Origin of the sequence: Solirubrobacter soli DSM 22325 (genome assembly GCF_000423665.1) — a bacterium.
Lineage (GTDB): Bacteria > Actinomycetota > Thermoleophilia > Solirubrobacterales > Solirubrobacteraceae > Solirubrobacter > Solirubrobacter soli.
Window position 1 is genome coordinate 1 of the sequence record NZ_AUIK01000051.1, and the last position, 7460, is coordinate 7460.

General features: G+C 71.3%; 6 protein-coding genes. 3 read left to right on the forward strand and 3 right to left on the reverse strand.

Going from position 1 to position 7460, the window contains the following annotated elements:
- From G569_RS52555 to G569_RS0129385, 3 genes are all read left to right on the forward strand, one after another.
- A partial coding sequence (locus G569_RS52555; RefSeq protein ID WP_037500145.1) for an FtsX-like permease family protein occupies window positions 1-2478 on the forward strand: 2478 nt, incomplete at its 5' end.
- Between the two features lie 100 nt (window positions 2479-2578).
- Window positions 2579-3811, forward strand: a complete 1233-nt coding sequence (locus tag G569_RS59205) for a sigma-70 family RNA polymerase sigma factor (protein ID WP_053227143.1) — start codon at window positions 2579-2581, stop codon at window positions 3809-3811.
- A 30-nt stretch (window positions 3812-3841) separates the two neighbouring features.
- Window positions 3842-4456: a hypothetical protein gene (locus G569_RS0129385; RefSeq protein WP_028066063.1), complete on the forward strand. Its 615-nt coding sequence runs from the start codon at window positions 3842-3844 to the stop codon at window positions 4454-4456.
- Between the two features lie 306 nt (window positions 4457-4762).
- Here G569_RS0129385 and G569_RS0129395 read toward each other — a convergent pair whose 3' ends face one another.
- The 3 genes from G569_RS0129395 to G569_RS0129405 form a co-directional block, all read right to left on the reverse strand.
- Complete coding sequence (locus G569_RS0129395; protein WP_211233124.1) at window positions 4763-5752, reverse strand: YncE family protein; 990 nt, start codon at window positions 5750-5752, stop codon at window positions 4763-4765.
- Between the two features lie 200 nt (window positions 5753-5952).
- Window positions 5953-6912: a Kelch repeat-containing protein gene (locus G569_RS0129400; RefSeq protein WP_169542277.1), complete on the reverse strand. Its 960-nt coding sequence runs from the start codon at window positions 6910-6912 to the stop codon at window positions 5953-5955.
- Between the two features lie 320 nt (window positions 6913-7232).
- On the reverse strand, window positions 7233-7460 hold a 228-nt coding region (locus G569_RS0129405), incomplete at its 5' end, for a fatty acid desaturase (RefSeq protein WP_028066066.1).

Here is a 7460-nt window from a genome sequence, read left to right on the forward strand (position 1 = left end):
CCGGTCGACTGGCAGATCGAGGCCCAGCCCGGCGCCGACCCGCGCCGGCTCCTCCGGCAGGTCGAGCGCTTCCCCGGCGTCCGGCGCGCCCTCCCGGTCGGCTACGCCGACACCAGCGGGCTCCAAGCCCGGACCGGCGCGACCGTGCAGAGCACCGGCCCGGGCAAGGTGCTCGGACTCCCGAACGGCTACACGCAGGCGTTCCCCGGCGCGCTGCGCACCCTCTCGGGCAGTGACACCGGCGTGCTGCTCGCGCAGCAGACCGCCGCGAACCTCCACGCCCGCCCGGGCGACACCGTGACGATCGGAGGCGCCCGCGGAACCGCGCGGGTCACCGTCGACGGGATCGTCGACCTCCCCGCCGCGGACTCCCTCTTCCAACAGGTCGGCGCACCGCCCGGCGCGCAGCCCCAGGCGCCGCCTGACAATGTCATCCTGCTTCCCGCCGCGCTCTTTGCCCAGTTCGAGCCGCACGGCACGACGCAGGTGCACGCCGCGCTCGACCGGCATCTGCCCACGAGCCCATCGGCGGCCTACACGACGGTCAACGGCCGAAAGCTCAACCTCGAGACCCGGTTGAGCGGAGCCGGACTCGTCGGCGACAACCTCGGGACCGCGCTCGACCAGGCCCGCAAGGACGCACTGTACGCGGACCTGCTGTTCCTCTTCCTCGGCGTCCCCGGAGCCGTCGTCGCCGGCCTCGTGACCGCCACCATCGCCTCCGCCGGCGCGCAACGTCGCCGCAACGACGCGGCGCTCCTGCGCACCCGCGGAGCCTCCACGGGCACACTCGTACGGCTGGCATTGGCGGAAACACTGCTCGCCGCCGGCGTGGGCATCGTCACCGGTCTGGCCATCGCCCTGACGGTCGGCGCGTCGCAATTCGGCACCACGAGCTTCGGAGCGGGAACGCAAGCCGCGGCTCTGTGGGCCGCAGGCGCGGCGCTCGTCGGCCTGACCATCGCCGCCGCGTCGATCGCGTTGCCCGCGCGCCGCGACGCGCGAGCGCTCACCGTCGCCGTCCAGCGCCAACAACTGGGACGCAACGTCCGCAGCGCATGGTGGGCTCGCTCTGGGCTCGATGTCATCTGCCTGGTGGCCGGCGGCATGGTCTATTGGCAGGCGTCGCGCAACGGCTACAACCTCGTGCTCGCCCCGGAAGGGGTCCCGCAGATCTCGGTCAACTGGTACGCGTTGCTCGCCCCGGTGCTGTGCTGGATCGGCACCGGCCTGCTCGCCTACCGCCTCGCCGACCTCGCGCTCCTCCACGGACGCACCGCCCTCTCGCGGCTCACGCGTCCCGTGGCCGGCGAACTGGCCCCCACCGTCGCGGCCACCATGGGCCGCCAGCACCGGCTGCTGGCGACGTCCGTTGCCCTGGTCGCGTTGACCGTCGCGTTCGCGGCCTCGACCGCCGTCTTCAACTCGACCTACAAACAACAGGCCGAGGTCGACGCGCGCCTCACCAACGGCGCCGATGTCACCGTCACCGAATCACCCGGCGCCAACGTCGGCGCCGCCGACGGATCGCGTCTCGCCAAGCTCCCCGGCGTCCGCAGCGTCGAACCGATGCAGCACCGCTTCGCCTACGTCGGCGCCGACCTCCAAGACCTCTACGGCGTGCGCCCCACGACGATCGGCGCCGCCGGCGACCTCCAGAACGCATGGTTCAACGGCGGCACCGCCTCGGCGCTGATGTCCAAGCTCACGCAGCGGCCGGACTCGATCCTCGTCGCCGCCGAGACCGTCAAGGACTTCCAGCTCCAGCCCGGCGACCCGCTCCGCCTACGCCTGCAGAACGGCCGCACGAAACAGTTCATCACCGTGCCGTTCCGCTACGCCGGCGTCGCGAACGAGTTCCCGACCGCCCCCACCGACTCGTTCCTCGTCGCCAACGCAGCCTACGTCGCCCAGAAGACCGGCAGCGACGCCGTCGGCTCCTTCCTCGTCCAGACAGACGGCACCGCGCCGCACACCGTCGCGAACCGCGTACGCGCAGCTGTCGGGCCCTCCGTACAGGTGACCGACATCGAGAGCTCGCGCCGCGTCGTCGGCTCGAACCTGACCGCCGTCGAGCTCTCGGGACTGACACGGGTCGAGCTCGCCTTCGCTCTGGTACTCGCGGTGGCGGCCAGCGGGCTCACGCTGGGGCTCGGGCTCCGGGAACGCCGGCGCGCGTTCGCGATCGCCGCCGCGCTCGGCGCGAAGACACGCCAGCTCGGCGGCTTCGCGTGGAGCGAAGCGGCCTTCGTCACCGGCGGCGGCCTCGTGCTCGGCGGACTGATCGCGATCGTCATCTCGCGCCTGCTCGTCAAGGTGCTCACCGGCGTCTTCGATCCGCCCCCGGACGTGCTCGCGGTCCCCTGGTTCTATCTGCTCGGTGTCGGGGCGCTCGTCATCGGCGCCGCGGTGATCGCGACCACCCGGGCGCTCCGCTCGCTGCGCCGACCAGCGATCGAGGAGCTGCGCGACCTCTGATCACCAACGCTCCGGCGTCTCCACCAAAGCACCGCGAATTCCGCGAGGCGTAACCTTGCTGTCCCGGAGACGTCTGATGGATATGAGTCGTACGTCCGCGGTGTTGCTGCATACCCAGTCCGACGAGCGCCTTGCGGCGCTCGTGCGCGACGGCAACCCGCGAGCGTTTGAGACGATCGTGCGCCGCTACCGCCGGCAGTTGGTCGGCATGGCCCGGAGGACGGCCGTCGACGGCCGCGCGGAGGACGTACTCCAGCAGGCGCTGCTGGCGGCATGGGGAGCGTTGCGGCGCGGAGACGACGTGCGTGATCTGCGCGCGTGGCTGTTCACCGTCGTGCACCACGCGGCTGTGAGCGACCGGCGCCGGGACGGACGCGACGCCGCGGAGCTCTTCGAGGTCGCGAGCGGCGCACCCAGCTCGGAGGACGAGGCCGAGCGCCGAGCGGTGATCTCGGAGACGCTCTTGGGAATCGCCCGGCTGCCTGAACGTCAGCGCGCGGCGTTGCTGCGCATAGCGATCCAGGGGCGCTCACAAGAGGAAGTGGCGGATGAGCTCGGCGTGACTCCGCTCGCCGTCCGCCAGCTCGTGCATCGCGCGCGGACCGCGCTGCGCTCCGCGGCCTCGGCGCTCGTGCCACTGCCACTGGTCACTTGGGCCGCGGGCGCCGAGACGAGCGAACCGATGGCGGCGCGAATCGCCGGCCTCCTTGCAGGCGCGGGCGGAGCGGCGACGTTCGCCAAGGCCAGCGTGGTCGCGGGCGTCGCTGTCACCGCCGCCTCGACGCCGCTGGTGTTCGAACATCAACAAGCGCGGGCTCCACGCACCGTTCCGGTTGCGACCGCGCTGCGCAGCCCGACAGCCACTCCGGCCGCGACGCGCCCACCGACCGGGTTGACTGTGGCGACCACAGCGACGACGACGGCTACACCAACCGCACAGCCATCGGTCAGCGAGCGTCACGACAGCTCGAAGCGCGCTGCGCGCCGCGTTCACAGGGCGACGCCAACGCGCACGGCCGGTAACCACGACGACGGCGAGGTCCAGCGGGACGAGACGACTGGCGAGCAGCATCAACGCAGCCGGGAGGGCTCGCGCGGCGAATCCAGCGACCGCAACACCGCGCGCCGCGGCGGCGGAGGCGGCACGAACGACGCCGACGAGGCCAACGACAACGAGAACCGCACGGAGCCGGACGACGACAGCCACGGTCAGCCCGGCGCTGCGCAGAACAGCGATCAGGGCGGGCAGTCCACGGGCGGCGACGCCGGCGAGAGCCAAGCGGACGGCGGTGACGGCGGCAATGGCGACGGCGAATCCGGCGAACGCCCGTAACCCCGCGGCACACGGCGGCGTCTAGTCGGTATGGACGCAAAGAGCAGGTTCTTCGCGGTCGCCGCCGGTGTGCTGGCGATCGCCACATCGCTGCTGTTCTCGGCCGCGGCCGGTGCTGGGAGCAGCGATCGCAACCATGACCACATCCCGGACCGCTGGGAGAAACGGCACCACCTCAGCCTGGCAGTGAATCAGGCCCGACGTGACCAGGATCACGACGGCCTGAACAACCGGGGCGAGTACAAGGCCGGACTGGACCCCCGCGACGACGACTCGGACAACGACGGCGTCGACGACGGCGACGAGAATGCCGGGTCGATCGCGTCATTCACCGACGGCGTCCTGACGCTCAAGCTCGCGGGCGGCGGCACACTGACCGCAACGGTCACGCCGGAGACCGAGATCAAGTGTGACGACGTGGGCGCTTCGATGGCCAGCCGCGGTGGCGACGACGACGGCGAGCAAGGCGATGGAGAACACAACGACGGAGAACACAACGACGGAGAACACAACGACGGAGAACACAACGACGGAGATGACGGCTGCGTCAGCGCTGCGCTAGCGGCGGGCCGCCAGGTCGAAGAGGCCTCGCTCAAGACCGTGGGCGGCGGCGCAGTGTGGACGGAGATCGAACTCGGCTCCTAACGGTGCGGTCGGGGAGAGAGCGCCGGAGGGCAACCGCAGGTCCTGGAGTTGGACCTCAACCCACAAGGCTGCCAGCGCCGTGCGCAGCAGCGGGCTCAGGCTTGCCCTCCGACCCCGGAACGCCGGCGCGCTTTCGTGATCGCCGCCGCGCTCGGCGCCAGGACGCCAACCCGGCGGTTTCGCGTGGAGCGAAGCGGCCTTCGTCACCGCGTCGGCGGCCTCGTCATCGGCGCCGCGCTGATCGCTACGACGCGAGCGTTGCGGTCGCTACGCCGACCCGCGATCGAGGAGCTGCGCGACCTGTGATCAGCGGAGGATGCCGGTGTGACCGATCGAGTAACGGCCCGGCTGCGGCCACACGCACAGACCGTGCGGCCCGCTGCCCACCTTGACGCGGTGCAGCAACCGCCCGGTGCGCGTGCTGAGCGCGTACACCTCAGCGTTGTAGCGACCGCTCAGCCAGAGCGAGCGGCCGTCGGCGCTGACGCCGCCCATGTCAGGCGACCCACCGCCCGGGATCCGCCACTTGCGCAGCGGCCGGCGGGTCTTGAACGACAGCACGGTGATCGTGCCCTCGCCCCGGTTGGTGACGAACAGGCGACGCGCGTCGCGGCTCGGATACAGGCCGTGCGCGCCCTTGCCGGTCGGCTGGAAGCGGACTTTGCGCCAGTCGCGCGGATCGATCAGCCAGACGCCGTTGGTCGCCATGTCGGCGACATAGAACGTCCTCCCGTCCGGTGCCAGCTTGACGTCCTGAGGCATCGCCCCGCGCTTGAGCGCGATCGTCCGCATCTCCCGCTCGCGCGTGAGGTCCACGACGATCACCCGCCCCGCGAACTCACACGAGACGAGCGCGTAGCGTCCGTCGGCGGTGAAATCCATGTGGTCGACGCCGGCGCAGTTCGGGACATGCAGGGTGTGCCTGAGGCGCATCGTGTGCGGCTCGCGAAAGTCAAGCTCACGTCGAGCCTCCGCGACCACGATCGCGCGACGCCCGTCCGCCGTGAAGTACAGGTTGTACGGGTCGCGCACCCGGACACGACGGCCGGGCCGGCTCGTCCGCGGGTCGACGGGGGTGAGGCTGTTGCCCGTGTCGTTGGTCACCCACAACGTCCGCAGGTCCCACGAGGGCGTCACGTGCTGTGGCAGCCCACCGGTCGCGAACCGCTCGATCACGCGGCCGCTGCGCTGCGAGATGACGTCGACCGTGTCAGACTTCGAGTTCGGCACGTACACGCGCGCGGGGTCGCCGCGGACCTGCGGCGCGAGTGCGCCGGGACGTTCGGCGGCGTACACGTTGCGACGGTCCAGCAATGGCGGGATCGCGCCCGGCCGAACCGTCAGGACGTGTTTCGGTGCCAGCCGCTTCGGTGTCGGAGGGAGCGGTGTCACAGGACGTGGTGTCGCGGACTCGCGCGGCGGCGGCGGGTGGGCCGTGCTGCTTCCACAGCCGGTGATGACGAGCGCTGAGGCGACAGCGCAAACGACGCGCCGGCTCATCGGGGCGCGTACTCCAGAACGCTGTCGTGGACGCGAGCAGCCTGGTCACGGCCACCGATCACGAGCACACGACCGGCCCGCGCGACCGCGGTCAGATCCGACAAGGCAAGGGGAAGACGGCCGGCGCGACGCACGCGTCCGCTGGACGGGTCGATCGCGAAGATCGTCCGGCGTTGGCTCGCGAGACCGTCGCCGCGCCCACCGAACACGTAGATAGTGCCACCGAGCGCGGCTCCCGCCGCGTGCGCCAACGGCGCGGGAAGCCGTCCGATCCCTCTGACGGCGCCGGTGCCGGGGTCGACGACGAGGATCTCGTCGCGCGCTTGGGTACCGTCGGTCCCGCCCGCAATCACGACGCGCCCGTCAACCGCGGCGGCCGCCGCGTACCGCAGCGGGTGCGGCAACGTAGCGATCCGCCGCAGGCGCTTGCCAGGGGAGAAGGCGAGCACGTCGCGCACCGGCGTCGTGGCCGTGTACCCACCGATCACGATGATCTGCCGGCCCACGCGGACCGCCTCGAGGTCTGACACGGGGTGCGGCAGCTGGCCGATCGCGCGCGCCTTCCCGCCCCGTACCGCCACGATCGCGTCGGTCGGCCCGGCGGCGGTACCGCCGCCGAACACATAGAGGGTCGAGCCCAACGTCGCCGCGCCGGCGTCATGGATTGCCTGCGGCAAATGCAACGCCGTTCGAGGTCGCCCCGGCGCAACCCGGACAATCGTCGCGAGCGACGCGTCGGCCGCGTCCAGGCCGCCCGCCGCAAACACCAGCGACCCGCGGACCGCAGCGGCCGGAAGCTGCACAGGGAACGGAAGCCTGCGCGTCGAGACGAGCACGAGCCGTCGAGGGGTGGTGGGATGCGTTGCCGGCACGGCGGGCGATGCCCGCCGTGCCGGCGCCCGCGTCACGTGCGGGCGGCTACCGCCACAGGCCGCCACGACGATCGACACGGACACGAGGACGAGTGAACGCCTCACACCGCCACCGTCGCAGACGGCCCTGAACACAACCTGGATGGATCGATGGTCAGGTTGCGTTCACGGCCGCTCGGCGCGTACACGGCGAGCGTCTCTCGATCGACTTGTCGTCGTGTTCGCTCTGCGGGGCTCCGGCGTCCAGCGCCGCGAACGATGCCCGCACGATCATCGCGCGCTCAGCATTCGTATGGACGGTCTCCTGCTGGCGCGGGAAGCGAGCAAGTTACTGGCCTGAACTCGTTCGCGGGGTCCGGCTGGTCGGCGCGGCAGTTGGCTCGCCGACGTAGTCGGCGACGAAGTCACCGAAGCGCGCGGTGCGCCTCGCTGAAGCTGACCAGGCGTCGGCGTCGCTCGTCGTAGAGCTTGAGGCGCAACGCGAGCACGGCGCCGCGCAGGTCGAGTTCGCGGGCGTCGTGGAACACCGGGTTCTCGTCGTGCGCGCGCTGCAGGTTGTAGTTCGGGATCCGGGCGTTCAGATGGTGCACGTGGTGCAGCCCGATGTTGCCGGTGAAGAACTGCAACACGCG

What these genes read in the sequence shown, in the direction of transcription:
- G569_RS0129385 (WP_028066063.1), top strand. Translation starts at nt 3,842, where the DNA reads ATGGACGCAAAGAGCAGGTTCTTCGCGGTCGCCGCCGGTGTGCTGGCG.